Raw genomic sequence first — 26,169 nt, forward strand, 5'->3', positions numbered from 1 at the left:
ACTCAAGGTCACGCGACCATGGCTTGCATTACGTCGGCAGGGTGCGCCGACGACCATGAAAAATCATGTCCGGCATTGATGACGCCGTCCGCAGAATCGCTGCCCGCCGGATCGTCGTTGTTGAGAAAGGCAATAACTTCGTTGGCGAGCCTGTCGTCGGCCGGCTGCGGCTGCGTCGTGTCATGCTCCACCAGCCCGCCCTGAATGAGGATGGCGTCTGAATAGAGCTGGCCCGCCAGATAGGTCGTCTGGCCGAAACTGTCGTAGTCGACGATCTCGGCGATGTTGATGACCGCATTGCTGCCTGTGTCGATCGTAACCGTTGCATCGGGATTGTTGTCGAGGATGGTCGATGCCGCCTGGGTCACATCATCGGAATCGCCGAGAATGCTGACCTGCTTTATGATCGTCATGTCGTAGAGATTGCCGGTGATGTAGAGCACGTTGAGACCGGCATATCCCTGGAAACTCACATCGAACGACAGCCCTTCCGGCATATTGGGATCGCGATCTTCGATCGCCTTCTGCGCCTCGACCATATAGTCCGGCATGGCCGCGAAGGGGCTGTCCGTCCCGACATTATGGATCGAGGCGAAATTCCAGATCAGGTTGTTGCCGGTCTGGATGTCGGCGCCGGGATCGACGCCGTCTTCCGCCCGCACCCAGTCATTGTCGTAGAGCAGCGAGATCTGCGTGATGCTGTTGATGTCGAGCACATTGCCGCCGATGATCACCAGATCATACTGCATGCCCATCCCGAAAAAGGAGGAGAAGTTGATGGAGGTATTGCCGCCCGTCAGCACGGTGGCTTCGGATCCCGAGGTGGTTACCGTCATCGTGTCGTTGTCGCTGACGAAGTGATATTGCTCGATCCACTGTACGAAGGAAACGTCGCCATCGATGACGCTGACCCGCCAGCTGTTCGGGAACGTCGGCTCGGCAGCATCGCTGTCGGCGTGGCTCGATGCTTCGAAGGTGCTGTGTTCGAAGACGGCGATATTCTTGGCGACCGTTCCCGCCTCCTCGGCCGAATGGCCGGATGAGCGCAGCGCCGAGGCGATCTCGTCGTGATCGCTGTAGACGAAGGCCTGGGAGATCGCGTCGATCTGGTGGTAGTTGCCCATTACCGCGGTGACCGAAGTAATGACGCCGGTGTTGATCACTGAGGCGACGTTGACAAGGAGATTTGCACCGGCGGTCACATCAAGGCTACTGCCGCTGGGATCTGTCTGTTCGACGGACGAATTGCTGTCGTCGGGTTCTTCCTGGAGCTTGGCGAGACCGCGGTCGGGCAGGAAGTCGTCGAGGACGGGTATATCGGTCTCGGCCTTGCCATTGACGTAGACGATAGGGCCGTCGCCCGCGTGATGGGTGCTGACGAAATGATGCGTCGCGTCGGTGCTGGGCGAGGTTGTCCCGCTGTCCTCGGTATTCTGGGCATTCTGGATATAGCTTTCGAGATCCTGGGCGATCTTCAGCGCGCCATCATAGGTGTCGGTTCGGTGGAGGCTCGAAAAAGGCGTGAAGATCTCAGCCTTGGTGCTGAAGTCCGCGAGCTTTTCGATGACAAAAGTCGTGTCTCGCGGCGCATGGACGCCGTTCGTCATATCGAGATAATCGTCGTCGTAGAGGACGTTGACCTGGAGGACATGACTGATCGTCGAGCCAGGCCCGGCAAAGACGGTCAGTTCCGGCTCATCCGTGAGCACGATATCGGTCGGATCGCCGAAATGCGGTAACGGGATGTCCTTTGCGGCAATCGCCGCCAGCTTCTCGAGGCTCTCTTCGAAGACGCGGCCTAAATGGCGTGCCGGACCATATTCGATCTCGTAGCTGCCGCTTTTGTAAATGACGCCCGGATCGTAATCCTTGAGCTGAAGATCGGAAGAGAAGGCAGCCGTATAGGCATCCTGATCCGGCAGAACGGGTCCATCCGCGCCCGGTCCTGCGCCCTCAGCATAGTTGGTGCGCAACCGCATCTCGTCGGTCGTCATCTCGAAGAGACCGATGAAGTGCGCGATGATTTCCGAAATCTTCTCGATATGCATGGTTCGGCCCTCCCATTCGAAATGACGATCGGCCTTCTGGGCGCCCCTCGCTGGGAGCTGCGGTGTGGTCGTCAAACCGTTTTCAAGCAATCAAGCTGCACCGGCCGGGGCCGGTGCAGCTCGTCTTGGTCGTTGGAGGTCCGTGTCAGGTGCTGGTATCCTCGCCGACGTCGGAAACATGAGAATTGCCGCCGATGACGCTGGAGTCGATTGTGTTGCTGAGCAGGTTCGCACCCTGAACAAGCTCGAGGTGGAAGCCGGAATTGGCAAGGATTGCCGAAGCGTCGGCCGTGCTCGAGCCATTGGCATCGTCGCCAGCCTTGAGATCCCAGCCCTTGCCGTCCATCTCAATGCCTTCTGCACTATCGGCGTGACCGCCATCGGCCTTCAGATGGTTCTCGGCCGCCTGGTTGTTCATCGTGGTGTTCCAGGCATTATCCTGGTCGGCCAAATGGTTCGCCTGGACGGCGCTGAAGCCGCTGTCGTTGCCGGCGCCGGACAGCGAATTGTTGAGGATGCTGTCAACGTCGAGAGTGAACGAGAAGTCGTCGCCGAGGTTGAAGGTGAGGTCGTGGCCGGCAACGCCGAGATTGTCGAAGTCCTTGACGTCTTCGATGACGGCGAAGTCGGTATCCGTCTTGTTGAAGCTGTCGGCCGTGTTGTTGCTGTCGGAGATCGTCTTGGTATCCGTATCCGTAATGGTCTTGATGTCGGTGTCTGTCACGGTCTTCGTATCGGTGTCCGTGATCGTCTTGGTGTCGGTGTCGTTGTCGCTGTACGACTTGCTGTCATAGCTCCAGTCGTAGTCGTTATTGGAGTCGGTGATCGTCGTGGTCTTGGTGCTCGTATCGTCGTCGGACTTGTAGCTCCAGTCATATTCGTTGTCGCGGTTGTCGCCATTATTTGCGGAGAGCTCGGCCTTGACGTCCACATCCACGCTGTTGTCGGTATTGTCGCGATTGTCGCCATTGGCGACGCCGCCGACATAACCGGTCGAGCCGTCGTCAACTTCAGTTGAATTGATAGCGCTGTTGGCAAAGCCGTCGGCAAGCGCCCCGACCTTCGTGATTTCGATGTCGTCAGACATTCAAGTTTCTCCAGAAAAAAACCGGAGCAGCTTTTCGAAATCCCTCTCATCTCAAATGGGATTTTACTCGCGCTCGCTCCGATGCGGTTAACATCGGCAGATGTATTCGATACTAGTCATCTGCGGCTTCTTCGCGATTTGTTGATCAAACCGTTGGTATTGGGAACGTACGCACTCAGTACAAGGCCGCACATATCCGGCTCCGAATCCTGAAGCGGATAAGGAGTATTCACGCTTACTTTTCGTGGGTTGCCCTAAATGGAGGCCATGTATTAAAACGCAAAACAGTACATGGGTTTTCCATGTCGCCACTTGGACGACGATCACAGATTGCTGGAAAAAATGCGGATCCGATAGACATCAATTCGGGCTAAGGCGGATCTGCCATGCCCGGTTAGCCCTGGATAGCCCCTGTCGTTGGAGCTTTAAGATCTCGTCGGCGGGAGCGTCGGCGGGCAACGAGAATCCGGGGATCCCGGCATTCGCTGCCGGGTTTGAGGGGCGCCTTCCCCGTCCTGTATCCGGCCACCCTGCATGACGAAATTATGGCAATCTGTACTGAAATATTACATTAAGCTGTTCAGCTATAGTCAGAGCAAATATAACCTTGAAGTATCTATCGAAGTGAAAATACAACCAAGGCTTTGTATCGTATCGTTTTTCCCCCGCTAAAACTAATCACTTTGGGCCATTTCCTTCCTTCTCAATCCGTATTAACATAATTAAGAAATGTCTAAAAAATAAGGCGATGACATTCGGGATCGACATTTCATACTATTTAATACCCGCCATCGCTCCACGTTTGAGTAAAGTGTAACGCTAGGGGAGGCGTATATGTTCATGACAGGGTCTGGAATGGAGAATGCGGACCAAGGAAGGAAGTTGAATTCGTCTGGAGATACTATACTAGTGGTAGCCAAGGCGGATCTGTTTTCGGAATGTATGGTAGAAGCACTGGCGAAGAAATTTCCGAACTGTGAAGTAGCAAGCATAACGAGCACAAAGCCGATGCTGGAAAAAGATACCAGCGAAATGAAGCTCGTTTTATTCTATCATATACCTGGCCCTGAGCTTCAAGAAGCGCTGCAGGCTGCCCGCGAAAACCACCCTGAAACCTCGATCGGACTTGTCGTCGAAGCTATCGACATGCTCGAGCCCTATGTCAGCCGGCTGGTGGAGGCAAGGATCATCGATGGCGTCCTGCCGCTCAACCTCCGACTCGACGTCTTCATGGCCGCTGTGGATCTACTGATGAAGGGCGGCGAACATTTTCCGTCGGCACTTCTAAACCGTCTCAACAACAAGAACACCCAGCTGGAACCTTCGCTCTATCAGACAAAATCGGTCGATGCGGCGCGCAACAATGCGCTCAAGCTGAGACGCGACAGTATCTCCGCTTTGACCACCCGGGAGGTTCAGATCCTGGATCTCATATGCAAGGGGACGCAGAACAAGATCATCGCCGACAAGCTGCATCTTTCCGAAAACACCGTGAAGGTTCACGTCCGCAACATCTACAAGAAGATGAACGTCCGAAACCGCACGGAAGCGGCATCCCGTTTCTTCAATGAACACCCTGCCGGCGAAGACGATATGTCCGGCCGGTGGCGCAATTGATGTAACGATCTGTTTTGCTTCAGATAGAGGGACGCGCAAAGCAGCGTGACTTCTGTCCGAAGCCGCTTGGGGAGCAGATATAAGGCGCTGAGCCGTGATAGGCGACAGTGCGGGCCGTGACCCCGGCCGGGCGCCCGGCGCGATTTTCCGGATAGGCATAGGCCTTGGAGACGCGCGGCGCCTCGACGATACTCTTCTTCGCGACGACCGCGATATCGTCATCAACGACCGTGCAGGCCGTCTGTCCGATCGCCATAAGCGCCGTTCCCCAGACGAACATCGCCAAGCGAAGACGCCGGCCTTTCAGCTGCGCTGCATCTTGTTTTTTCAACATAGCCCAAACCCCTCGCATATGGCGCTTCCGGATGCAAGACCGGCCGTGCCGTTGAGCGCGGCCGATCCCCCGACTTCCCTCGTATATTAGCTCATTGAGTGAAGCTTGAGAGGCGGATGAGAGGCGTATTGGTGGTAAAGCGTTGAAAGTGATTAATCATTTGTTACTTTGAAGAATACTTGCGTAATTATTTTGGATAGCTGGAATTTTTCAAGTTGACCTTGGCGATAGTCGTTGTATTGGTTTAATAGTAATTCGGTATCTGGAGAGTAACTACAAAGTTATTCATGTATGGACGCTCAGTTTCATGAATATCCGGAGCGGATAACGGAGGCATGCAGTGCATAAATAATCAAAAGACTAAATACATGGGAAGGAGTTTGTAATGCGTAGTTTCGTTCCCAACGAAGGCTATTCTGAAGTGTCAGGCATACCGGTGCTCCAAGGGCGACGCACCGTTCTTGTGAATGGCGGGGGCGGCTTCCTCGGTTCACATCTCTGCGAAAGGCTCCTGCAGCGCGGCCACAGCGTCATATGCCTCGACAATTTTTTGACCGGCCGCCGTACGAATGTCGATCATCTCACATCGAACACCCGCTTCCGCATCGTCGAGCACGATGTTCGCCAGCCCTTCGATATCGACGCGTCGCTCATCTTCAATTTCGCCTCCCCCGCCTCTCCGCCTGATTATCAGCGGGATCCGGTGGGAACACTGCTCACCAATGTGCTCGGCGCCGTCAACACCTTGGACTGCGCGCGAAAGACCGGTGCAATCGTCGTTCAGTCGTCGACGTCGGAGGTCTATGGCGACCCGAACCAGAGCCCGCAGCACGAATCCTATTGCGGCAATGTCAACCCGATCGGACCGCGCGGCTGTTACGACGAAGGCAAGCGCAGCGCCGAAACGCTGTTCTTCGATTACCACCGGACTTACGGCGTCGACATTAAGGTCGGCCGCATCTTCAATACCTACGGGCCGCGCATGCGCCTGGACGACGGACGGGTGGTTTCCAATTTCATCGTGCAGGCCCTGCGCAATGCCGATCTGACGATCTATGGCGATGGCCAGCAGACCCGTTCTTTCTGCTATGTCGACGATCTCGTCGACGGTTTCCTGCGTTTTTCGGCTGCCGGCAGTGCTTGCAACGGCCCGATCAACCTCGGCAATCCAGCCGAAATGACCGTTCGACGCCTGGCGGAAATCATTCGGGACCTGACGAACTCGCGTTCCCGGATCGTCCACCTGCCTGCGGTCACCGACGACCCCCGTCAGCGGCGGCCGGATATTTCCCGGGCCATGGCCGAGCTGGGCTGGCAGCCCCGCATCGGGCTCGAAACCGGCCTGGCTCGCACCGTCGAATATTTCGACGGCCTGCTGGCCGGCACAGAGAAGGCGGAGGTCGTATGAGATGCCCCGCTACATTCTCGTCACCGGCGGCGCCGGTTTCATAGGCAGTCATATCTGCAAAACGCTGTCGCGCGCCGGCATGATCCCGGTCACCTACGACAATCTCTCGACGGGACATGCCGACAGCGTCCGCTGGGGCCCGCTTATCCGGGCAGAGCTTGCCGACGCCGCCGCACTGCGCCGGACCCTTGAAGAGTTTTCGCCCGATTGCGTCATCCATTGTGGTGCCAATGCCTATGTCGGCGAATCCGTCGACATGCCCAGGAAATATTACCGGAATAACGTCGTTGGCAGCCTGACCCTGCTCGAGGCCTGCCTCGATCAGGATATCGACCGGATCGTCTTTTCGAGCAGCTGCGCCACCTATGGCGTTCCCGCCTCGTTGCCGATACGGGAGGAAAGCCCGCAGCACCCGGTCAATCCCTATGGGCGCACCAAGCTGATCTTCGAGATGGCGCTCGAGGATTTTGCCGCTGCCTACGGCATCCGCTTTGCCGCACTGCGTTATTTCAATGCGGCTGGCGCCGATCCCGATGGCGAGCTTGCCGAACGGCATCACCCCGAGACCCATCTCATCCCTCGCGCCCTTCTTGCCGCCGCCGGCAGGCTGGAGCGGCTCGATATCTTCGGCACCGATTATGCGACCGAGGATGGAACCTGTGTTCGCGATTATGTTCATGTCAGCGATCTGGCGCAGGCGCATCTCGCCGCCGTCAATCATCTGATGGCGGGCGGCGGCTCGCTCAGCGTCAATCTCGGCTCTGGCCGGGGCACCTCGGTGCGCGAGATTCTCGAGGCGATCTATCGCGCGAGCGGCCGTGAAGTCCCCGTGAATTATCGCGCTCGCCGCGCTGGCGATCCGCCGGTCCTCTTTGCCAACACCGCAAGGGCGAAGGCGGAGCTCGGTTTCTCGCCGGTTTTCTCGGATATCGATACGATCATCCGCACCGCCGGCCCCACCTTCGGACTGGAGCTGACGGCATGAGCGACGCACTGCAAGTCGGTCACAGCGCCAGGACGGCGAAGGCCGCCGCAGCTGAGGCATTCGATCCTGTTTTCGCTGGCTGGAACCGCGTCGCCTATGGCTTCGGCATCCTCTGCTGGCTGACAGCACTCGGTTATTTCTGGATCTGGTGGTGCCAGTCCGCCCATATCATTTCCTGGGCCGCCTTCGTGCTTATCACCCTCGTGCTTGCCTGGATCACGCTCGTGCCGGCCTATTTCATCCTGATCTTCCTCGATGCGAGGACGGTCAATCCTGCGGCACGGCTGCCGGAAGGGCGGGTGGCAATGGTCGTCACCAAGGCGCCGTCCGAGCCCTTTGCCGTCGTCCGCGCCACGCTGCAGGCGATGCTTGACCAGATCGACGTCGATTTCGATGTCTGGCTGGCCGACGAGGACCCTTCGGAGGAAACCAGGCGCTGGTGTGCGGCGCACGGCGTGCTGATCTCCACCCGAAAGGGCGTGGCGGAGTATCATCGCACCACCTGGCCGCGCCGGACGCGTTGCAAGGAAGGCAACCTCGCCTATTTCTACGACCATTTCGGCTATGCGCGCTACGATTTCGTCGCCCAGTTCGATGCCGACCATGTGCCGACGCCGACCTACCTCCGTGAAATCCTGCGCCCCTTCGCCGACCCTAAGATCGGCTATGTCTCCGCTCCCAGCATCTGCGATGCCAATGCCGGCGAAAGCTGGGCGGCGCGTGGCAGGCTCTATGCCGAGGCAAGCCTGCACGGTTCGCTGCAGACGGGTTACAATAATGGCTGGGCGCCTCTTTGCATCGGTTCCCATTATGCGGTTCGCACGGCGGCCCTTCGTCAGATCGGCGGCCTCGGCCCGGAACTTGCGGAAGACCATTCGACAACGCTGATGATGAATGCCGGCGGCTGGCGTGGCGTGCATGCCGTCGATGCGATCGCTCATGGCGACGGACCGGCAAACTTCACCGATCTCGTCGTCCAGGAATTCCAGTGGTCGCGCAGCCTCGTCACGATCCTGCTGCAACATTCCCGCCGTCACATCATGCACCTGCCTTGGCGACTGAGATTTCAGTTCGTGTTCTCGCAGCTGTGGTATCCGCTCTTCTCCGCCTTCATGGCCGTGATGTTCCTGCTGCCGGTTGCCGCCTTGATGACGGGCCAAGTCTTCGTCAATGTGACCTATCCGGATTTCCTGCTGCATTTTACGCCGATATCGGTCGTGCTGACGCTGTTTGCCTTCTTCTGGCGGGCAACGGGAACCTTCAGGCCGCACGATGCGAAACTGTTCGGCTGGGAAGGGCTTGCTTTTATCTTCCTGCGCTGGCCGTGGTCGCTTGCCGGCAGCCTCGCTGCGCTTCGCGACTATATCTACGGCTCCTTCGTCGATTTCCGCATCACGCCGAAGGGAAGGCAGCAGCAGCGGTCTTTGCCGTTGCGCGTCATCGCGCCCTATATCGCGCTCGCCGGACTGTGCGCAGCCGCCATGGCACTGGCCAGTGAGGCCGCTGCCGCCCAAGGCTTTTATATTTTCGCGGCGATGAATCTCTCGATCTATCTGTCGCTGACGGTGCTGATCGTCATTCGCCATGCGATCGAGAACGATCTGCCGCGGCTGCCGCAATCACGCGGCCTGTGGCTTGCGACGGCCACGGGGCTTGCGATCTGCATCACCGGCGGCATGCAGGCGGGCAGCCATGGTCTGCATAGCCTCGAAGCCCTTTCCCACGGCCAGACGTTCATCAGTTTCAGCCAATCACAGTTTGCCGTAGCCGGTGCCGGTGTCGGCGGCGGCAAGACCAGGATCGTGAAGTTCCGCCTCAGATGGAATGGGTTCGGAAGCACGGGGCGGGACGAACAAGGTGTCTGAGCCGGCGGAACCGGCAAGTGTCGAGTAGGAGGATGTAATGAGTATCGGATCGAGACTATACGGAGCGGCCCTCGCTCTCAGCCTGTGTCTGCCCATGGCGGCACACGGCGCCGAGGTCGCCAAACAGAAAGCGCCGACGCCGGTCAGCGCCTATGAGCTCTATCGTATCTATGGCGACAAGACCTGGACCTGGAACACCGGCGGCGGCCGTTTTTTCGATGACGGCCGGCGATTTATCGCCTGGAGCAATGACAAGGGCAAGCCGTCCTTCGCCGAAGGCAGATGGGTGGTCGACGATCTCGGCCAGCTCTGCATGCGTGCCACCTGGACGAATGCCGAGGGTGCGGCCCGCGCCAGCACCTGTTTCGGTCACCGCAAGATCGGCAACACGATCTATCAGCGGCGCCAGCCGGACGGCAAGTGGTACGTCTTCCGTCATGCATCGGTGCTCCCGGATGACGAGTTCCGCAAGCTCGTTCCCGTCGATACGGTCAGCGCGAAGGCGCGCGAACTGAAGCAGGTCCTGCTGAGCCAGGAAATAGCCCGAAAAGGAGGGTGAAGCCATGAAGAAGCTTATGAAAAACAACCTCTCGACCACCGCGATTGCGCTGCTGTTGTTGTGTCTCGCGGATCTTCCGGGCCGAAGCGAAGTGCAATATGCGGGCATTGCGCCAAACCCGGCGGCGGCCGTGCAGACGATTATCGACAAGCGCCCCGTCCTTCATGCCGACGGCATCAAGTTCGGGGCCTACGATCCGCACGGCGATTTCGGCGCGCAGGCGAATGTCGCGACCGAAGCCCTGTTCCTGCCGTGGGAGGACGTCGACCTTGAAACGTTGCGCGTCGCCGATGCCTATGCGCTGGCTAGAGGCCGCAACCTGCTGATCACTGTGGAGCCATGGTCCTGGGACGTCGATTGGCGGCTCACCTCGGCACAGCTTCGCGCCAAGGTTTTGCGCGGTGACTACGATGTCAACATGCGTTCGATTGCGCATATGATATCCGAGCTGAAAAGCCCGGTGATCCTCCGCTGGGGACAGGAGATGGAGGACAAGTCAGGGCGGTTCTCATGGTCCGGCTGGAGCCCGCAGGACTATATCACGGCCTACAAGCGGATGATGGACATTGTCCGCCAGGAGGCGCCCGGCACAGAGCTCATGTGGTCGCCGAAGGGAGAGCCTGGCCTCCAGGCCTATTATCCCGGCGACGATTATGTCGATCTCGTCGGGCTCTCGGTCTTCGGTCTGCAGCGCTACGACGAGCTTGCCTACAATGAGCACCGGACGTTCTCGCAAGCATTGAAGCAGGGGTATGATCTCGTCGCCGGTTACGGAAAGCCCATCTGGGTGGCGGAGCTCGGCTATGAAGGCGGCGACGCCTATATCAGGCCGTGGATCGAAACTGCCACGTTGAAGCAGAGCGCCTTCCCGAATCTGCAGGAAGTCGTCTATTTCAACGACCGGGATGTGCACGCATGGCCGTTCGATCTCGGCCGGCCGGACTGGCGCGTGGTCGAAAACCTGGACAGCAACTGATAGTCCGGAAAACAGAGGCCTGAAAAACGGAGAGGCCCGCCGGGGTGTTGCGGGCCTCTCCTCATGTCGGGCGACCGATCATCCCTTGATCGTTGCCTTACCCTCTTCGATGAGCCGGGTCGCCGCATCGGCGGGCGATATCCGTTCGAAGGCGAGTTCGTCACAAATCGGGCGCAGCACGCGCTGGTCGAATTGGGTTGCGCCCATCGGCACCGGCGGCGGATACTCGCCGACCTGATCCTTGAGCAGGTTCACGTATTTGACCGTTTCCTGCTCCGTCGGGTTGAGTTGCGGCAGGATGGCTTCACGGACGGTAGGCGACATTGGCACGCCGCGTTCCACACCGAGAATCTTGCCGGCTTCGGGATCATTGACAAAGAAGCTGATGAACTTCGCGGCAGCTTCGCCCTGCTTGGTTGTAGCGCCCACACTCCAGATCAGTGCCGGACGGTAATAATGGCCGGATGGTCCGCCCTTCTTTTCACGCGGCAGCATGGTGATGCCAAGCTTGTTCTTGATGATCAGCTGATAGCCGACCATCTGGTTTGAATAGGCCATGCCGATCACCGATTTGCCGAGACCAAGGCAATTGGTGTCGATGGTGTTTTGATCGAGGGTCTGCACGTCGGCAGCAACGGTACCGCCCGCCTTACGCAGTTTCTCCCAGTAGTCGAACCATTCCCTGGCATCGTCGGCCGTGAAGCCGAGCCCCACGCTTTCCCTCGCAAAGAGGCTCTTGCCGCGCTGGCGCAGCCAGGCATCGAACACATAGTTGTAGCGCGCCGCATAGGGGCCGCCGCCCTTGCCGGAAGACTTGGCGAGTTCTACGGCGAGCTTGGCGTACTCATCCCAGGTGAGGTCGGGCGTCGGCAACGGGATGCCTGCCTTTTCGAATTCGACTGTGTCGAAGAACATCGCGAAGGAGTTGAGGCCGAGGCCGACACCATAGAGCTTGCCGTCAATGGTGGTCAGTTTCAGCATGTCGGCGCCAAAGGACTGAACGTTCAGCGTCGAGGGGACGAATTCATCGAGCGGCAGGCAGGCGCCGCGCTTCGAATAGTCTGAGATTGTTCCTGGCTCGAGTTGGAAGATGTCGGCGATCGAGCGGCCGGCCATCTGCGTTGCGAGTTTCGTCCAGTAGCCGTCGCCCGACAGCGATTCGCCGACCAGAGTGACGCCAGGCGTCTTCGACTGATAAAGCTTGGCAACATCGAGCGTACGCTTGGCGCGGTCGTTGGACCCCCACCACATGGCACGCAGCTGTGCGTCTTCGGCAAAGGCCGGAATGGCGCTTCCGGCACCGAGGGCGAGACCGGCGGCCGCACCGGCTGAACCCATCAGAAATGAACGGCGATTGACCTGCATGATATTCCTCCTTGTCCCAACTGCCCGCTGCCATCCTCCAACGGCATTATCGAGCACTTCGGCAAACAGATTACGCAAAAAAAATTTTATTGCAAGAAGCAACCATTTTCTTGCAAATTTGCATTATTTGCATAATGTTTGCCTATGAACGACCAAAAGATCAGACGGCCGCGTCAGGCCGATATAGCCACATTGGCCGGCGTTTCCGTTTCCACGGTGTCGCGCGTGCTCGCCAACGAACCTGGTATCAGCGAAACCGTCCGGCGCCAGATATTGAAGGTGGCAGCCGAGAACGGCTATCCCGTCAAACCGGCTTCCGAAGCCGTTGCCGGCGGGCTGGCGTTGATTGCCAGCGACGGCGTCACCGGCACTCTCAGCGTCTTCTATGAAGCGATCGTCGACGGCCTGCGCGCTGGCGCTGCGGAAGCGGGCATGCCCTTCGACGTCCGGCTGGTCCGCGAAGATCGTATCACCCCGGATGCCGTGCGCGATTATATGCAGACCGCGGGAGCTCAAGGTCTCTTTCTCGTCGGTATCGATCCGAACGAGACGTTGCGTGGCTGGCTGCAAGCCAGCATGACACCGACCGTTCTTGTCAACGGCACTGATCCAAGGATGCAGTTTGACGGCGTTTCGCCGGCTAATTTCTTTGGCGCCTACGAGGCCACCCGCCGGCTGACCGAGGCCGGCCATCGTCGGATCCTGCATCTGAGCGGCTCCCACCGCCACACGATCCGGGAGCGCGTGCGGGGCTTCGAGGCGGCGATCGCTGCTGTCCCCGGCGCAGAGGGCCGTCTCGTGTCCCTGACCCTTGACGGCAGCGCCAGCCGGGAGGCGCATGAACGCACCGCCGCCGCACTTGCCGAGGATGCCGGTTTTACCGCCGCTTTCTGTATGAATGATTTTATCGCCGTCGGCGTGCTCGAAGCCGTCACCGAGGCCGGGCTGCGTGTGCCGGAGGATTTCGCGATTGTCGGTTTCGACGATCTGCCCTGCGCGCTGATGACAAGTCCGCAGCTTTCCACCATGCGCGTCGACCGCGCTGCCCTCGGGCGCGAAGCCGTTTCGCTGATGCTGTCCCGCTTCCGCAACAGGACGGCCGCTGCGCGCCATATCTGCCAGGCGGTCATTCCCATTCCGGGAGGAACCGTTCCGAACATCGAAAACCCGTGAGTGATGCCGATGACCTATGATCCCGCCAGCGCCAACCCGCTCGCAGGCAATCCGCTGGAAACCCGCGCCGATATGAGCCGTGCGCTGCTTGCGCTCTTTGATCCGCTGCTTGCCTGTTTCTCGGACGGTAATGCCCGCGTCACCCTCAATGGCGGCGGCGCCCATTTCGACCGGGCAGCGGCCGATCTCGAAGGGTTCGCCCGCCCGCTCTGGGGATTGGCGCCGCTTGGCGCAGGCAATGGCGACTTCGCCCATTGGCATCGTTTCGCCGAAGGTCTCGCAAATGGCACCGATCCCGCCCATCCGGAATATTGGGGAACGGTCAATGGCCGCGATCAGCGGATGGTCGAGCTTGCCGCTCTCGGTTTTGCCCTGGCACTGGTGCCCGAAAAAATCTGGGAACCGCTCGATGCGCGCGCCCGCAGCAATGTCGTCGCCTATCTCAAGCATGTCAGGCAGTTCGATTATGCTGACAACAACTGGAAATTCTTCCGGATCTTCGTCGATATCGCGCTCGATCGTCTCGGCGCCGATTTCGACCGCAGCCTGACGCGGCAATATCTTGAGGAGCTCGAAGGCTTTTATATCGGCGACGGCTGGTATCGCGACGGAAACGTGCGCCGTATCGACCACTACATTCCCTTCGCCATGCATTTCTATGGCCTGATCTATTCGAAGCTCGTCGATGACGATTATGCAAAGCGCTACCGCGAGCGCGCGGTCCTCTTCGCCCGGGATTTCCGGCACTGGTTTGCCGCTGACGGGGCGACGATCCCCTTCGGCCGCAGCCTGACCTATCGTTTTGCCTGCGCCGGCTTCTGGTCCGCGCTCGCCTTTGCCGATGTCGAGGCTCTGCCCTGGGGCGAGGTCAAGCATCTCTGCCTGCAGCATCTGCGCTGGTGGAAGGACAAGCCGATTGCCGATCGCGACGGCGTGCTGTCGATCGGCTTCGGCTATCCGAACCTGCTGATGTCGGAGAGTTACAATTCCGCCGGCTCGCCCTACTGGGCCTTCAAGGCCTTCCTGCCGCTGGCGATCGCTGAGGATCACCCATTCTGGACGGCGAAGGAAAAAGTGCCGGAGCAGGCGCCTGACATCGTTCCCCAGCGTCATCCCGGCATGGTGATCATGCGGGCGGGCGGCGATGTCGTGGCGCTGTCTTCCGGCCAGGAAAACCTGCAGATGCGGTGCGGCACGGAAAAATATGCGAAGTTTGCTTATTCCGCTCGATACGGCTTCAGTGTCGAGGCCGATGAGCGTGCCTTTGCGCTTGCCGCCTTCGATTCAGCGCTTGCCTTCAGCGATGACGGCCTTCACTACCGCGTGCGCGAAACGAACGAGGAAGCCAGGCTCGCAGGCGACGTGCTCTATGCGAAGTGGTCGCCTTTCCCAGATGTCGACGTCGAAACCTGGCTCGTGCCGGTCGCACCCTGGCACATCCGCTTCCACCGGATCAGGACAAGCCGGCCGTTGCGGATTGCCGAAGGCGGATTTGCCATCGGCCGCCGGGATTTCGAGCTGGATACGCTATCCGCGTCGAATGGGGTTGCCTATGCGATCGGCGAAGCCGATTTCACCGGCATTCTCGATCTCGGCTCTTCGGTCAAACGTTCGGGGCTTGTCCAGAAGGCAATGCCCAACACCAATGTGATCGTCGCGAAAACCCTCGTGCCGCAGCTGCGCGGGCAGATTTCGGCCGGTGAAACCATCCTGGTGACGGCAGTGCTGGCACTTGACGATCCCGCTGCTGTCTCGTCTGTCTGGACGAACCCGCCGAAAGCGCCTGACATTGCAGCGCTGGAGGCCCTGGTGAAGGAAAAGGGCGTGACAGTCAGCGCCATCGAAGCGCCGGGACAGATGCCATGAGCCAGCCGGCCATCGTCTTTGCCATGCAACCGTCGCGCACGGAGCATGTGCTGCCGGATGAGGTCCTGCGCCGGCTGAGTGGCATCGGTCGCCTGCTGGATCCCAAACCGCTGCAGCGCTTCGACGACGAGCGTGCGAGACGTCTGCTGGCCCAAGCCGAAATCCTGATCACCGGCTGGGGCGGGCCCTATGTCGGGCCCGAAATCCTCGCCGCCGCGCCGCATCTTAAGCTCATCGTCCATGCGGCGGGCACGGTCAAAGGCGTCATAGACGACGCCATCTTCGAAGCCGGTATCCCGGTCAGCCATTCGGCCGAGGCCAATGCCGTGCCGGTGGCCGAATTCACGCTGGCGGCGATCATCTTCGCCGGCAAGCGCGTTTTCCGTTTCCGCGATCTCTACGTCGCCGATCGAAACCGCAACCGCACCCATCCGATGCAGCGCGAAGCGATCGGAAATTACCGCCGCACCGTTGGCATCGTCGGCGCTTCGCGCATCGGCCGGCGCGTCATCGAGCTCTTGAAACCCTTTGATTATAGACTGCTGCTCGCCGATCCGACGCTTGATGCCGCCGAGGCAGCCGGCCTCGGAACGGAAAAGGTCGATCTCGACGAACTGATGCGGCAAGCGGACATCGTTTCCCTGCATGCGCCGTCGCTGCCGTCGACGCGGCATATGATCGATGCGCGAAGGCTGTCGCTGATGAAGGACGGCGCGACGCTCGTCAACACGGCGCGCGGCATTCTCATCGATGAGGCCGCGCTGCTTTCGGCGCTCAAGACCGGCCGTATCGACGCGGTCCTCGATGTCACTGATCCGGAGATCCCGGAGGCGGGTTCTGCTTTCTACGATCTGCCGAACGTCTTTCTGACACCGCATATTGCCGGCGCTATCGGATTGGAACGGGCGCGCCTCGGCGAGATGGCCGTGGACGAGATCGAGCGCTTCGTGACCGGTCAGCCGCTGCTCTACCAGATCCATCAGGCAAATCTCGAAAACATCGCCTGAGGCGCGTCAAGGGGCTTAGGCAACAGGTATCAGCGCGACGTCCTCAGCGAATTTGGCGAACCGTCATTGGCAAGTTCGGGCATGAGATCGGCAATGTTGACCAACTTGCCGGTGCGCGAACTCGTCAGCGCGGCAATGCCGCAAAGCACGGACATGGCGCCCGCCCGCGTGCCGGCGCGCTGGGCGAGCCTGTCTTCAATATCGGGTTTGAAAATCATGTTGCGCATCCGGTCGTCGCCGCCGTAGTGGCCGCCTGTGAAATGCGGAACGACGATGCGCTCCATCGCCTCTTTGCCGTTCGGGAAATTGCGGATGAGGAGGATCGTGTCCTCCTTCGGCTCTTCCCAGGGCTGGGCCTCATATTGACGCAGCTCAATGCGCCCTTTGGTGCCGTTGAAGGCAAGGTGATGGCCTTCGATCGGTTGGAAAGTGTTCAGCGAATAGGAGACATGGACGTTGTTGCGGTAACGGAGCGATACCACCATCGTATCAGGAATGTCGATGTCCTCGCGGAAGACGCAGCCGTCTCGGAAGTAGCCGTCGATCTTCGAGGGATCCTCGTAGAGTGAATCGAGGAAGGGATCGGCCTCGAGATCGAGGTAGTAGTCGCATTCATGCGTGTGCGGACAGAGCTTGCAGCGCGGGCCGCGGAACGGGCCCTTGCGACCGTAATTCTGCAGGTCGGCGAAGGAGGTGACGGCGTCGGGATCGCTGTCGAGATACCAATTCAGCAGATCGAAATGATGGGTCGCCTTGTGGACGAACAGACTGCCGGAATTTTCCGTATAGGCATGCCAGCGGCGGAAGTAGTCGGCGCCGTGCTTGGTGTTCAGATACCAGTGGAAGTCGACCGAGGTGACCCGGCCGATTTCGCCGGCATTCAGCAGTTCCTTGATCTTCGCAGCCGTCGGCGCATAGCGATAGTTGAAGGACACATCGACCCGGCGACCCGTGCGCTTTTCGGCATCCAGAATCCGGCGAATCTTTTCGACCGAGGTCGTCATTGGCTTTTCGGTAATGACGTCGATGCCGGACTCCAGCGCCCGCACGACAATGTCGTCATGCGTATGGTCGGGCGTACAGACGATGACCAGATCCGGCTTCTGCTCGTTGAGCATCGAATCGATGTTTTCGTAGAGCGGTGCATTGCTGCCGATCATGTTACGCGCGCGTTCCCCGCGCAGCGAATTCTTCTCGACGATCGCGGTCAGGTCGACGTGCTCGCGCCAGCCGGCAAGCAGATCCTTGCCCCACATGGTGGTGCCGCGGTTTCCCGTACCGATCAGGGCAAAACGGCGTTTTTCCATCGAATGATCCTCCTGCATGCGTGATGAAACAAATACTGAAAATCAGGCCTAAAGCGCGTCGCGATCTTTCAGATTCGCGTGGCCCGCGCTTCAGGTCTTTGGTTTTTCGCACATCATGGTCGCAAAACCGCTGCACACTTTTGTGCGACATGCTTTAGCAGCAGCTCCTGAAGCGCTCGACGCAGGTGGCGATCACTTCCTCGGCCGGGCGTTTCCACCAGTTTTCGGCCGAAAAGATCTCCACCTCCTGCGCGCCGAAGAAACCGGCGGTCTCCACCATCCGTCTTATGCCTTTGAGGTCGATCACACCATCGCCCATCATGCCGCGGTCGAGCAGCATGTCCTTTGTCGGCACCAGCCAGTCGCAGATGTGATGGGCAAAGATGCGTTTCATGCGCCCGGCGCGGGCAATCTGGTTGGCAAGATCGGGGTCCCACCAGACGTGATAGACATCGACAGCAACGCCGACATGCTCCCCAAGCTGCTCGCACATGTCGAGCGCCTGGCCGAGTGTATTCACGCAGGCACGGTCGGCGGCATACATTGGATGCAGCGGCTCGATAGCGAGCTTTACACCCGAGGCCTGCGCATGCGGCAGCACGGCGGCGATGCCGTCGAACACCATCTGGCGGGCGGCGACGATGTCCTTCGAACTGCCCGGCAGGCCGCCGACGACGAGCACGAGGCAATCGGCTGAAAATGCCGCCGCTTCGTCGATGGCACGCCTGTTGTCGTCGAGATTTTTCTGCCAGTCGGCATCGTTTGCCGCCGGGAAGAAGCCGCCGCGGCAAAGCCCGGTCAGCTTGATGCCGTTGGATTTGACGATACGCACCGCTTCATCGAGACCGACCTTGGCAACCTGGTCGCGCCAGGGCGCGATCGCGGTGATGCCGTGTTTCAGGCAGATATCGACGGCCTGGGCAAAGCCGCACTGTTCGCGGATCGTCGCCAGATTGATCGAAAGCCCTTCGACCTGCATGTCATTCTCCTCCCATCACCTCAGCGCTTCAGTTGACGCCGTGGACGGCGAGCACTTGACGCATGCGGCTTGCAGCAAGTTCGGGATCTGCCAGAACCCGTGCCTTGTCGGCCAGGCGGAAGAGTTCGGCCAGATGCGTCAGCGAGCGGGTGCTCTGCTGGCCGCCGACCATGACAAAATGGTCCTGCAGGCCGTTGAGATAGGCGAGGAAGACGACGCCGGTCTTGTAGAAGCGGGTCGGCGCCTTGAAGATGTGGCGCGACAGCGGCACGGTCGGCTCCAGCAGATCGAAGAATTCATGGTTGCTCTTGCGGCCGAGCGCTTCGAGGGCTGCCGAGGCTGCCGGCGCGATCGCATCGAAAATGCCGAGCAGCGCGTCGGAATGGCCTTCTTCGTCGCCGGCAATCAGTTCGGCATAGTTGAAATCGTCGCCGGTATACATGCGCACGCCGTTCGGCAACCGGCGGCGCATCGCCACTTCCTTCTCCTTGGAGAGCAGCGAGATCTTGATGCCGTCGACCTTGTCGGCATGGGCTTCGATCACCTCAAGGCAGGTGGACATGGCTTGGATATGATCACCATTGCCCCAATAACCCTCGAGTGCCGGATCGAACATTTCCCCGAGCCAATGGATGATGACGGGTTCCCTGACCTGGCGGAGGATGCGGTCATAGACGCTTACATAGTCGTCCGGTCCTTTGGCGGCGGCGGCAAGCGCCCGGCTTGCCATCAGGATGATGCGGCCGCCGGCCGCCTCCACCGTTTCGATCTGCTCCTCGTAGGCCCTGAGGATCGTGTCGATAGTGACGTCAGGTCCCGGCGTCAGATGGTCGGTGCCGGCGCCGCAGGCGATCAGCGCGTCCTTGCGCCCGGCCGCCTCACTGAGCGCCCGGCGGATGAGGTCGCGCGCATCCGGCCAGCCGAGGCCCATGCCGCGCTGCGCCGTATCCATCGCTTCGGCAACGCCGAGGCCGAGATCCCAGAGCCGATGGCGGAAGGCGAGCGTCCGCTCCCAATCGATTGCCGGCGTCAGCCACGGATCGTTGTCGGCGAGCGGATCGGCGACGACATGGGCCGCGGCAAAGGCGATGCGTGGAAAGGCCTTGGCGTCGCGCTTGGCGAGCGCGATCGGCGTGCCTGTCAGCGTGTAGGGGACGATCGTGCCGTCAAGAGGGAGATTGATCGTCGTCACGGCTCAGAACTCCAGTGCGGGAACATCGAGCCAGCGGCGCTCGGCCCATGATTTCAGGCCGAGTTCGGCAAGCTGTACGCCCTTGGCGCCGGCTTCCAGGCCATAGGGCCACGGCGCATCTTCGACGACATGGCGGATGAACATTTCCCACTGGGCCTTGAAGCCGTTGTCGAATGGCTGCGTGTCAGGAACCTCGTCCCAGGTCTTGTAGAAGTCGATCGTTTGCGGCTGGTCCGGGTTCCAGACTGGCTTCGGCGTGTTGACGCGGTGCTGGCTCCAGCATTTCGTCAGGCCGGCGACGGCCGAACCATGTGTGCCGTCGACCTGGAAGGTGACGAGGTCGTCGCGGCGGACGCGAACGGCCCAGGAGGAATTGATCTGCGCGATCGCGCCGCCTTCGAGCTCGAAGGTCGCATAGGCCGCATCGTCCGTGTCGCAATCATAGGGCTTGCCCTGCTCGTCGATGCGCCGGCCGATATGAGTGGCGCCGAGGCAGGAGACAGCCTTGACCTCCCCGAACAGATTGTCGAGCACGTAGCGCCAGTGGCAGAGCATGTCGAGAATAATGCCGCCGCCGTCGCCCTTGCGGTAGTTCCAGGACGGGCGCTGAGCCGGCACGCCCCAATCGCCTTCGAAAACCCAGTAGCCGAATTCGCCGCGCACCGAGAGGATCTTGCCGAAGAAGCCGGAATCCCTGAGCAGCGCCAGCTTACGCAGGCCGGGCAGGAAGAGCTTGTCCTGCACGACGCCGTGCTTGAGGCCGGAGCCGCGCGCCTTGCGCGCAAGGTCGAGTGCCACCTGCAGATCGTCGGAGATCGGCTTTTCGCAATAAACATGCTTGCCGGCATCGAGCGCCTTGGACAGCAGCTCGGCTCGCATCAGCGTCGTGCCGGCGTCGAAGAAGATCGTGTCGTCGGGATTGGCAAGAGCCGCATCGAGATCGGTCGACCAGCGCTTGATGCCGTGCTTCTTCGCCAACTCTTCCATCTTGGCGCCGTTGCGGCCGACGATGATCGGGTCGATCTCGAGTTTCTCGCCCGATTTGAGCGTGATGCCGCCCTGGTCGCGGAAAGCGAGAATCGAACGCACCAGGTGCTGATTGTACCCCATGCGGCCGGTGACGCCGTGCAAGATGATCCCCAAGCGTGCCATTTTTTCCTCCCAGCAATCTTTTGCGGCGGGAGCGGACATCCTGGCCCGGCCCTCCCAAGCCGGTAACTAATCAGTTACTTGATGGCAGAAGATCGGAGCGGCTGTCAATAGTCAAATCCGATTTTCGAGACCAGGAAAGGCTCTAACGCTTGATCGAGGCGAGCGTGACGTGGACGATATGCCTCTCCCAGGCATTGAGATGGGTCGGCTCGATCAGGTCGCGGCCGAAGATCGTCGACAGCGTGTACTGGTTGGAAAGGTAGAAATAACCGAGCGAGGCGATCGTCAGGTAGACATGCAGGGGATCGGCGGTCTGGATGAAGACGCCCTGCTTCTTTCCCTGCTCGAGCACTTGAGAAAGCTCACCGATCAAATGTGAATGCAGTTCCTTGAGCCGGACGGACTGACGCAGCCAGCGGGCGCGATGCAGATTTTCCGTGCCGAGCAGGCTGAGAAATTCCGGATGCTGGAGAAAATAACGCCAGGTGAAGAGTGCCAGTTCGCCGATGCCTTCCTCCGGGCTGCGGTCGCCGATATGAAGCGCGCGCTCGGCGGTGCGGATGCCGACATAGGCTTCTTCGAGCACCTTGAGGTAGAGCTGCTCCTTGTCGCCGAAATAATGATAGAGCATCCGCTTGTTGGTGCCAGCGCGCTCGGCGATCGCATCGACGCGAGCCCCACCCATGCCGTTTTCAGCGAATTCCCGGGTTGCTGCTTCGAGGATCGCAGCGCGTGTCCGCTCCGGATCGCGGTGGGCCGTCCGTTCCGCGACCGGGCGTCGAGACCGTTTCTTCGCCCCCTTCTCCCCGCTGTCGTTCATCTCTCCACCTCCGTCTTCACATGTTGCGCTCATAAGCCTTCGGTGCGAAATTGTAAAAACCGAATTTGAACGGCCCGCGAGCGACACCGCTTGACACGCTCGCCGCTTTGCCCGTAGCTTGTAACCAATTAGTTATTTATGCAAGGGTAACTAGGTTCGGAAGCGTGTGGAGGCGCTTCCCTTTGGAGGAGGAAAAAATGAGCCTACGTGTAAGCAGACGTAATTTCGTTGCGGGAGGAGCGACGCTTCTTTCGCTCTCGGCGCTGGGAACCAGCGCTTTGGCACAGGAAACGCGCCTGCGTCTCCTGTGGTGGGGCTCGCAGCCGCGCGCCGATCGCACCAACAAGGTATCGCAGCTCTATCAGACGAAGAAGCCGGGCACGTCGATCACCGGCGAATTCCTCGGCTGGGGCGACTATTGGCCGCGCCTTGCGACCCAGGTCGCCGGCCGCAACGCGCCCGATGTCATCCAGATGGACTATCGCTATATCGTCCAGTATGCGCGGCGCGGCGCGCTCGCCCCGCTCGAATCCTATATGCCGGCCAAGCTCAACCTCGACGATTTCGACAAGGCGCAGATCGAAGGCGGCAGTGTCGACGGCCACCTCTACGGCGTCAGCCTCGGGGCGAATTCGGCGGCCACGGTCCTGAACACCACTGCCTTCAAGGAGGCCGGCGTCGATCTGCCGACCCAGGCAACCACCTGGGAAGAATTCGGCCGCATTGGTGCGGAGATCACCAAGGCGGGCAAACGCAAGGGCATGTTCGGCATGGCCGACGGCAGCGGCGGTGAACCACTGTTCGAAAATTGGCTGCGTCAGCGCGGCAAGGCGCTTTATACTGCCGACGGCAAGATCGCCTTCGGCGTGGACGATGCCTCGGAATGGTACGACATGTGGGCCAAGTTCCGGGTTGCCGGCGCCTGCGTTCCTGCCGATGTCCAGGCCCTCGACAAGAACGATATCGAAACCAACACGGTATCGCTCGGCAAGTCGGCCGCTGGTTTCGCCCATTCCAACCAGTTCGTCGCCTATCAGGCAATGAACAAGGACAAGCTGGCGCTGACCAACTACATGCGCGTCAACGCGGATTCGAAGGGCGGCCACTACCGCAAGCCGTCGATGTTCTTCTCGGTCTCCGCCCAGTCGAAAGCCGTGGACCTGGCCGTGGACTACGTCAATTTCTTCGTCAAGGACCCCGAGGCAGCGCTGCTTCTGGATGTCGAACGCGGCATTCCCGAATCGAGCGCCATGCGTGAGGTCGTCGCGGCGAAGCTCGACGAGAACGGCAAGATTGCGCTGGCCTATGTCAGCGGCCTTGGCGAACTCGCCGGCAAATTGCCGCCGCCACCGCCCGCCGGCGCCGGTGAAGGCGAACTGACCCTACGCAACATCGCCGAACAGGTGGCCTTTGGACAGGTATCTCCTTCCGATGGCGGCAAACAGCTTGTCGATGAAATCACGCAGATTCTCGCACGAGGCTGATCCCGTATGAGCAATGCGATGCGCACGCCTGCAGGGGCCATAAATGTGGAAAGATATCAAGGGGCTGTGGCCGAAGGACGCTTCAGGCGTCTCTGGAATGCCAATGCTCCCGGCTATCTCTTCCTTCTTCCGTGGCTCATCGGCTTTTTCGGGCTGACGCTCGGGCCGGCCCTGATTTCGCTCTACCTCTCCTTCACCGACTTCGACATGCTGCAGTCGCCGAGGTGGGTGGGAATGGCGAATTACGTGCGCATCGCCACGGCCGATCCGAAATTCTCGGCCGCCATGCACGTCACCCTGACTTATGTCGTCTTCTCGGTGCCGTTCAAACTGACCTTCGCCTTGCTGGTCGCCATGGCCCTGAATCGCGGCCTGCGTGGGCTGTCGATCTACCGCGCCATCTTCTATCTCCCCTCATTGCTGGGCGGCAGCGTGGCGATCGCCGTGCTCTGGCGTCAGCTTTTCGCCAGCGATGGCCTCGTCAATGCCGCACTCTCGCATTTCGGCATCGAAGGGCCGAGCTGGATCTCGCATCCGAACTATTCGATCTACACGCTGGTGGCTCTGTCCGTCTGGCAGTTCGGCTCGCCGATGATTATTTTCCTGGCCGGCCTGCGCCAGATCCCGCAGGATATGTATGAGGCCGCCAGCCTCGACGGCGCCTCGAAGTTCCGGCAATTCTACAAGATCACGCTGCCACTTCTGACCCCGGTGATCTTCTTCAACGCCGTCGTCCAGACGATTGAAGCCTTCAAGGCGTTCACACCAGCCTTCATCATCTCCGGCGGCACGGGCGGTCCGATCAATTCGACGCTCTTCTACACGCTCTACCTCTATCAGGAAGCCTTCGGCAATTTCCGCATGGGCTACGCCTCGGCACTCGCCTGGATCCTGGTGGTGATCATCGCGATCTTCACCGCCTTCTCCTTCCTGACCTCACGTTATTGGGTGCACTACGATGACTGAGATGACCGCTTCCGTGACTGCGGCCAGGCCGCCATCCGACATCACCAAACGCAGCCTGCCGGCGTCGCTCATCATCCACGCCCTGCTGATCGCCGCTTCTCTTCTCATGCTCTATCCGCTGTTGTGGATGGTTTCGGCATCGGTAAGGCCGGAAAACGAGATCTTCTCGTCGACCTCGCTCATCCCGTCGTCGATCGATCTCTCCTCCTATGCGCGCGGTTGGGTCGGTCTCGATGTCAGCTTCGGCCGGTTCTTCTGGAATTCGCTCGTCATCTCGCTGCTGGTGGTGACGGGTAATGTCATCGCCTGTTCGCTGACCGCCTTCGCCTTCGCGCGGCTGCGTTTTGCCGGCCGGAACTTCTGGTTCGCGATCATGCTCGGCACGTTGATGATCCCCTACCATGTGACGCTGATCCCGCAATATGTGCTCTTCCTCAACCTCGGCTGGGTGAACACTATCCTGCCGCTTGTTGTGCCGAAGTTCCTGGCAAGCGATGCCTTCTTCATCTTCCTCATGGTGCAGTTCTTCCGCGGCATCCCGCGCGAACTCGATGAGGCGGCGATGATGGATGGCTGCAGCGCTTGGCGCATCTATTGGAAGATCATGCTGCCGCTATCGCTGCCGGTTTTGGCAACGGCCGCCATCTTCTCCTTCATCTGGACCTGGGACGATTTCTTCGGTCCGCTGATCTACCTGAACGATATGAACACCTACACGATCCAGCTCGGCCTGCGCACTTTCGTGGATTCTACCAGTGCATCGGATTGGGGCGGTTTGTTCGCCATGTCGACCCTGACGCTCGTGCCGGTCTTCTTCTTCTTCCTGTTCTTCCAGCGCCTGCTGATCGAGGGCATCGCCACAACGGGCATGAAGCGTTGATGGCGATAACGGGAAAGAGCGACATGAGCATCAGGACGGTCGCGATCGTTGGTTGCGGTATCGGCCGCTCCCACATCGTCGAAGGTTATCTGCCGCATTCCGATAAGTTCAAGGTCGTGGCGATCTGCGACCTGAACGAGCAGCGCATGGCGGCGGTCGGCGACGAGTTCGACATCGAACGGCGCACGACTTCCTTTGCGGAGCTGTTGGCCGACGACACGATCGACATCATCGATATCTGCACCCCTCCCGGCATCCATCTGGAACAGGTGGTCGCAGCCCTGGCTGCCGGTAAACATGTCGTCTGCGAAAAGCCGCTGACGGGCTCGCTTGCTGCCGTCGATATCATCATGGAAGCGGAAAAGACCGCCAAGGGCGTGCTGATGCCGATCTTCCAATATCGCTACGGCGACGGCATCCAGAAGGCCAAGCGGATCATTGACGCCGGTATTGCCGGCAAACCCTATACCGCTTCGGTCGAAACCTTCTGGCTGCGCAAACCGGAATATTACGCCGTACCCTGGCGCGGCAAATGGGCGACGGAACTCGGCGGCGTGCTCGTCACCCATGCCCTGCACCTGCACGACATGCTGATGCATCTGATGGGACCGGCTGCAAGGGTCTTCGGCCGCGTCGCCACCCGTGTCAATGATATCGAGGTTGAGGATTGTGCCTCCGCCAGCCTGCTGATGGAAAACGGCGCCTTTGTCTCGCTTTCCTGCACCCTTGGTTCGCAGGAGCAGATTAGCCGGCTCAGGCTGCATTTCGAGAATGTCACTTTCGAAAGCAGCCACGAGCCCTATACGCCAGGTAAGGATCCCTGGAAGATCATTGCCGCGAATGACGACGTCCGGAAACAGATCGACCGGGTGGTCGGCGACTGGCAACCGGTCGCGCCGCGTTTCACCACGCAGATGGGCCAGTTTCATGCCTTTTTGAGCGGCCATGCGCCGCTGCCGGTAACGAGCCGGGACGCCCGCCGCGCGCTGGAACTCGTCACCGCCATCTACCAGTCTTCCGACAGCGGCGCTGACGTGCCGCTGCCGGTCGGCCCCGACAGTCCGAAATACGCCGATTGGCGCGCAAGAACGAAGTAACC

22 protein-coding genes are annotated in these 26,169 nt (G+C 60.0%); 13 read left to right on the top strand and 9 right to left on the bottom strand.

Annotated elements, in window-relative coordinates:
• Positions 1-8: 8 nt before the first annotated feature.
• Both U5G49_RS22285 and U5G49_RS22290 read right to left on the bottom strand, forming a co-directional pair.
• Positions 9-2,048, bottom strand: coding sequence for a hypothetical protein (locus U5G49_RS22285; protein ID WP_193446510.1), 2,040 nt, complete (start codon positions 2,046-2,048; stop codon positions 9-11).
• A 145-nt stretch (positions 2,049-2,193) separates the two neighbouring features.
• Entirely contained in the window at positions 2,194-3,135 is a 942-nt protein-coding gene (locus U5G49_RS22290) for a hypothetical protein (RefSeq protein WP_028731891.1), read from the bottom strand.
• An 834-nt stretch (positions 3,136-3,969) separates the two neighbouring features.
• Between U5G49_RS22290 and U5G49_RS22295 the strand changes: the two genes are divergently transcribed.
• Complete coding sequence (locus U5G49_RS22295) at positions 3,970-4,752, top strand: helix-turn-helix transcriptional regulator (protein ID WP_193446509.1); 783 nt, start codon at positions 3,970-3,972, stop codon at positions 4,750-4,752.
• 19 nt (positions 4,753-4,771) lie between these two features.
• Here U5G49_RS22295 and U5G49_RS22300 read toward each other — a convergent pair whose 3' ends face one another.
• Positions 4,772-5,086, bottom strand: coding sequence for a hypothetical protein (locus tag U5G49_RS22300; RefSeq protein ID WP_018244213.1), 315 nt, complete (start codon positions 5,084-5,086; stop codon positions 4,772-4,774).
• Between the two features lie 385 nt (positions 5,087-5,471).
• Here U5G49_RS22300 and U5G49_RS22305 point away from each other — a divergent pair, with 385 nt between their 5' ends.
• From U5G49_RS22305 to U5G49_RS22325, 5 genes are read left to right on the top strand one after another with little or no spacing between them, the layout of a single operon-like run.
• Entirely contained in the window at positions 5,472-6,494 is a 1,023-nt protein-coding gene (locus U5G49_RS22305; RefSeq protein WP_047617667.1) for a UDP-glucuronic acid decarboxylase family protein, read from the top strand.
• Between the two features lies 1 nt (position 6,495).
• A complete protein-coding gene (gene galE / locus U5G49_RS22310) occupies positions 6,496-7,479 on the top strand; it encodes a UDP-glucose 4-epimerase GalE (RefSeq protein ID WP_065276717.1) in 984 nt (327 codons plus the stop codon).
• Positions 7,476-9,344, top strand: coding sequence for a glycosyltransferase family 2 protein (locus U5G49_RS22315; protein WP_193446508.1), 1,869 nt, complete (start codon positions 7,476-7,478; stop codon positions 9,342-9,344). Before galE ends, U5G49_RS22315 begins: the two co-directional genes overlap by 4 nt.
• Before the next feature lie 37 nt (positions 9,345-9,381).
• The gene (locus U5G49_RS22320; protein WP_018244217.1) at positions 9,382-9,903 is read left to right on the top strand and encodes a DUF995 domain-containing protein; all 522 of its coding nucleotides are present in this window, start codon (positions 9,382-9,384) and stop codon (positions 9,901-9,903) included.
• A gap of 4 nt (positions 9,904-9,907) precedes the next feature.
• Positions 9,908-10,879: a glycoside hydrolase family 26 protein gene (locus U5G49_RS22325; protein ID WP_193446507.1), complete on the top strand. Its 972-nt coding sequence runs from the start codon at positions 9,908-9,910 to the stop codon at positions 10,877-10,879.
• Between the two features lie 78 nt (positions 10,880-10,957).
• Here U5G49_RS22325 and U5G49_RS22330 read toward each other — a convergent pair whose 3' ends face one another.
• Complete coding sequence (locus U5G49_RS22330) at positions 10,958-12,244, bottom strand: ABC transporter substrate-binding protein (RefSeq protein WP_193446506.1); 1,287 nt, start codon at positions 12,242-12,244, stop codon at positions 10,958-10,960.
• Positions 12,245-12,388: 144 nt separating this feature from the next.
• Between U5G49_RS22330 and U5G49_RS22335 the strand changes: the two genes are divergently transcribed.
• Genes U5G49_RS22335 through U5G49_RS22345 form a run of 3 tightly spaced genes read left to right on the top strand, consistent with a single transcriptional unit; the run spans position 12,389 to position 16,290 of the window.
• Positions 12,389-13,417 (top strand): LacI family DNA-binding transcriptional regulator, encoded by a 1,029-nt coding sequence (locus U5G49_RS22335; RefSeq protein WP_028731886.1) that lies wholly within the window; start codon positions 12,389-12,391, stop codon positions 13,415-13,417.
• A gap of 9 nt (positions 13,418-13,426) precedes the next feature.
• On the top strand, positions 13,427-15,283 hold the full coding sequence (locus U5G49_RS22340; protein ID WP_193446505.1) for a DUF2264 domain-containing protein: 1,857 nt from the start codon (positions 13,427-13,429) through the stop codon (positions 15,281-15,283).
• Positions 15,280-16,290 (top strand): hydroxyacid dehydrogenase, encoded by a 1,011-nt coding sequence (locus tag U5G49_RS22345; protein ID WP_131605370.1) that lies wholly within the window; start codon positions 15,280-15,282, stop codon positions 16,288-16,290. The genes U5G49_RS22340 and U5G49_RS22345 overlap by 4 nt, the downstream gene beginning before the upstream one ends.
• Before the next feature lie 29 nt (positions 16,291-16,319).
• Here U5G49_RS22345 and U5G49_RS22350 read toward each other — a convergent pair whose 3' ends face one another.
• The 5 genes from U5G49_RS22350 to U5G49_RS22370 form a co-directional block, all read right to left on the bottom strand.
• A complete protein-coding gene (locus U5G49_RS22350) occupies positions 16,320-17,597 on the bottom strand; it encodes a Gfo/Idh/MocA family protein (protein ID WP_193446504.1) in 1,278 nt (425 codons plus the stop codon).
• A 154-nt stretch (positions 17,598-17,751) separates the two neighbouring features.
• Positions 17,752-18,576 carry a sugar phosphate isomerase/epimerase family protein gene (locus U5G49_RS22355; RefSeq protein WP_065276725.1) on the bottom strand — a complete coding sequence of 275 codons (825 nt, stop codon included), beginning with the start codon at positions 18,574-18,576 and terminating at the stop codon, positions 17,752-17,754.
• 28 nt (positions 18,577-18,604) lie between these two features.
• Entirely contained in the window at positions 18,605-19,768 is a 1,164-nt protein-coding gene (locus tag U5G49_RS22360; protein ID WP_183619923.1) for a dihydrodipicolinate synthase family protein, read from the bottom strand.
• 3 nt (positions 19,769-19,771) lie between these two features.
• Positions 19,772-20,920: a Gfo/Idh/MocA family protein gene (locus U5G49_RS22365; protein WP_130769256.1), complete on the bottom strand. Its 1,149-nt coding sequence runs from the start codon at positions 20,918-20,920 to the stop codon at positions 19,772-19,774.
• Between the two features lie 142 nt (positions 20,921-21,062).
• A complete protein-coding gene (locus U5G49_RS22370) occupies positions 21,063-21,740 on the bottom strand; it encodes a TetR/AcrR family transcriptional regulator (RefSeq protein ID WP_018448053.1) in 678 nt (225 codons plus the stop codon).
• Between the two features lie 197 nt (positions 21,741-21,937).
• Between U5G49_RS22370 and U5G49_RS22375 the strand changes: the two genes are divergently transcribed.
• From U5G49_RS22375 to U5G49_RS22390, 4 genes are read left to right on the top strand one after another with little or no spacing between them, the layout of a single operon-like run.
• A complete protein-coding gene (locus U5G49_RS22375) occupies positions 21,938-23,224 on the top strand; it encodes an ABC transporter substrate-binding protein (protein ID WP_193446503.1) in 1,287 nt (428 codons plus the stop codon).
• Positions 23,225-23,230: 6 nt separating this feature from the next.
• Positions 23,231-24,190: a carbohydrate ABC transporter permease gene (locus tag U5G49_RS22380; protein WP_018244229.1), complete on the top strand. Its 960-nt coding sequence runs from the start codon at positions 23,231-23,233 to the stop codon at positions 24,188-24,190.
• On the top strand, positions 24,183-25,070 hold the full coding sequence (locus U5G49_RS22385; RefSeq protein WP_027682265.1) for a carbohydrate ABC transporter permease: 888 nt from the start codon (positions 24,183-24,185) through the stop codon (positions 25,068-25,070). Before U5G49_RS22380 ends, U5G49_RS22385 begins: the two co-directional genes overlap by 8 nt.
• The gene (locus tag U5G49_RS22390) at positions 25,070-26,167 is read left to right on the top strand and encodes a Gfo/Idh/MocA family protein (RefSeq protein ID WP_193446502.1); all 1,098 of its coding nucleotides are present in this window, start codon (positions 25,070-25,072) and stop codon (positions 26,165-26,167) included. Before U5G49_RS22385 ends, U5G49_RS22390 begins: the two co-directional genes overlap by 1 nt.
• Positions 26,168-26,169 lie beyond the last annotated feature (2 nt).

Origin of the sequence: Rhizobium indigoferae (genome assembly GCF_034554815.1) — a bacterium.
In the GTDB taxonomy this organism is placed as follows: domain Bacteria; phylum Pseudomonadota; class Alphaproteobacteria; order Rhizobiales; family Rhizobiaceae; genus Rhizobium; species Rhizobium leguminosarum.